The sequence below is a fragment of the Streptomyces sp. NPDC049577 genome (assembly GCF_040675635.1).
Lineage (GTDB): Bacteria > Actinomycetota > Actinomycetes > Streptomycetales > Streptomycetaceae > Streptomyces.
Map to the genome: position 1 here is coordinate 1 of NZ_JBFAPH010000561.1, position 2339 is coordinate 2339.

3 protein-coding genes are annotated in these 2339 nt (G+C 70.2%); all 3 read left to right on the top strand.

The annotated features are described in order from the left end of the window. Positions 1 to 1262: phage tail sheath subtilisin-like domain-containing protein (locus AB0K09_RS32630; protein WP_366069011.1), on the top strand; the 1262-nt coding region annotated here is incomplete at its 5' end. Positions 1263 to 1312: 50 nt separating this feature from the next. Continuing rightward, positions 1313 to 1753, top strand: coding sequence for a phage tail protein (locus AB0K09_RS32635; protein ID WP_366069012.1), 441 nt, complete (start codon positions 1313 to 1315; stop codon positions 1751 to 1753). After that, on the top strand, positions 1750 to 2244 hold the full coding sequence (locus AB0K09_RS32640; protein ID WP_366069013.1) for a hypothetical protein: 495 nt from the start codon (positions 1750 to 1752) through the stop codon (positions 2242 to 2244). The genes AB0K09_RS32635 and AB0K09_RS32640 overlap by 4 nt, the downstream gene beginning before the upstream one ends. Positions 2245 to 2339 lie beyond the last annotated feature (95 nt).

Genomic DNA, 2339 nt, shown 5'->3' on the forward strand with positions numbered 1-2339 from the left:
GGCGGCCCCGGGAGATCCGGGCGGCCGAGCCGGTGTCGCTCGGCGGGTTCCTGGTCGCGGCCCGGCCCGGCACCTCCGGGCTGTCGGTGGAGATCGCGGACCCGGACGGCGAGAACCCGCCCGAGGACCGCTTCAAGCTGCTGGTCCGCCAGGGCGACCAGGTCGTGGAGACGTACGACGTCTCCGCCCGCAGGAACGTCAAGGGCTATGTGGTCACCCAGGCCCGCGCCTCGAAGCTGATCGAGGTCACCGAGCAGCGCGATGCCCCGCAGACCCGGCCCGCCGGCCAGACGGTGGCGCTGCCCGAGGCTCCCGCGGCGCCCACGGCGCCCGTCTCCGGCGAGGTCTCCCGGCTCGACCCGGCCGAGTACGTCGGCGACGCCGCCGCCCGGACCGGCTTCTCCGGGCTGGAGGCCATCGACGAGATCACCATGGTCGCGGTTCCCGACCTGATGTGCGCCTACCGCCGCGGCGACATCGACGCCGAGGGGGTGCGCACCGTGCAGCTCGCGGTGATCTCGCACTGCGAGCAGATGGGCGACCGGGTGGCGATCCTGGACACCCCGCCCGGGCTCACGGCGCAGCAGGTGCGGAACTGGCGCAACGACGAAGCGGGTTACGACTCGCGGTACGCCACCGTCTACTACCCCTGGGTGCGGGTCTTCGACCCGGCGGCCGGCCGCAACACCACGGTCCCGCCGAGCGGTCACATCGCGGGTGTGTGGGCGCGCAGCGACGCCGAGCGCGGCGTGCACAAGGCGCCCGCCAACGAGGTGATCCGGGGCGCGGTGGACCTGGAGATCCGGCTCAGCAAGGGCGAGCAGGACCTGCTCAACCCGATCGGCGTGAACTGCGTGCGCGCCTTCCCGGGCCGCGGCATCCGGGTGTGGGGCGCCCGCACCCTGTCCTCGGACCCGTCCTGGCGCTACCTGAACGTGCGGCGCCTGTTCAACTACCTGGAGGAGTCCATTCTGCTGGGCACCCAGTGGGTGGTCTTCGAGCCGAACGACGACCGGCTGTGGTCGAGCATCCGCCGCAACGTCACCGCGTTCCTCACCGAGGAATGGCGCCGGGGCGCGCTCTTCGGCCGCACCGCCGAGGAGGCGTTCTATGTGAAGTGCGACCGCGGCAACAACCCGCAGGAGTCCATCGACCAGGGACGGGTGGTCTGCGAGATCGGTGTCTCTCCGGTCAAGCCCGCCGAGTTCGTGGTGTTCCGGCTGGCCCAGTTCTCCGACAGCACCAGCCTCATCGACGAGTGACCCGCGGGTCCGCGGCCCCCGCGACCCACAAGGAAAGGTGACACACAGTCATGGCAGAGGGCGATGCTCTTTCCACCCACGTCTTCGGCGTGCAGCTCGGCGGCTACATGGTCGAGTCGATCCAGGAGATCAGCGGGCTGACCGTCGAGGAGGAGGTCGTCGAGGTCCGGCAGGTCAGCTCGGAGGGCAAGCAGATCATCCGCAAGCAGCCGGGCGCCCGGCAGGCCGGCGAGATCACGATCACCCGGGGACTCGACCAGAGCAGCGAATTCACCAAGTGGATCAAGGAGACGCTCAACAACGGCGCCGTCGACACCGCCCGGCAGAACCTGACCATCGAGATCAAGGACTCCAAGGGGGAGACGGTCCGCCGCATCCAGCTGATGAACGGCTGGGCCTCCAAGTGGGAGGGCCCCTCCCTCAAGGCCGGCGAGTCCGCCGCGGCCACCGAGTCCGTCACGATCGTGTTCGAGGAGATCGTCGTCGAATGAGGCGCCGTACGGTGACGGCGGGCAGCCTGGAGGAGATCCTGGAGGCGACGGCGCCCGCCCCGGCACCCGAGCAGCCGCAGGCCCCGGCCGCGGCCCGCTCCGTGACACCGCAGGACCACGGGCTGCGCACCGAGTTCGAATTCGAGCTGCCGCGCGGGTACGTGGACGAGGCGGGCACGCTGCACCGGCACGGCGCGATGCGCCTGGCGACCGCCCGCGACGAACTGCGGCCCCAGATCGACCTGCGGGTCAAGGAGAATCCGGCGTACCTCAGTGTGGTGCTGCTGAGCCAGGTCATCACCCGGCTCGGCACCATCACCGATGTGCACGCGGGGATCGTGGAACGGATGTACGCCACCGACGTGGCGTTCCTCCAGGACTTCTACCGCCGCGTCAACAGCGAGGGGCACACCCGTGCCGCGGTGACCTGCCCGCACTGCGAGGGTCCCTTCGAGGTGGACCTCTCGGGTGGGCGCCTGGGGGAATCGTGACGAGGCCCGTGAGCAGATCGAAGCATTGGGCTTCAAGATCAAGAAGACGGACGGCAAGACCGTCGTCATCGCGGTTCCCACCGGTAGTCAGCAGT